This is a genomic window from Neisseria sp. P0014.S002 (assembly GCF_051958295.1).
In the GTDB taxonomy this organism is placed as follows: Bacteria; Pseudomonadota; Gammaproteobacteria; order Burkholderiales; family Neisseriaceae; genus Neisseria; species Neisseria flavescens_B.
Map to the genome: position 1 here is coordinate 1 of NZ_JBQCVO010000140.1, position 232 is coordinate 232.

Genomic DNA, 232 nt, shown 5'->3' on the forward strand with positions numbered 1-232 from the left:
GTAGGCGGTTCAGTAAGTCAGGTGTGAAATCTTTGGGCTTAACCCAAAGCGTGCATTTGATACTGCTGTGACTTGAGTTCGGTAGGGGAGTGGGGAATTCCTAGTGTAGCGGTGAAATGCGCAGATATTAGGAGGAACACCGGTGGCGAAGGCGCCACTCTGGGCCGAAACTGACGCTGAGGAGCGAAAGCGTGGGTAGCAAACAGGATTAGATACCCGAGTAGTCCTGTCT

General features: G+C 52.6%; 1 rRNA gene. It reads left to right on the top strand.

From position 1 onward, the window contains the following. Nucleotides 1-232: ribosomal RNA gene (locus ACTHSX_RS10910) — 16S ribosomal RNA — on the top strand; the annotation flags it as partial.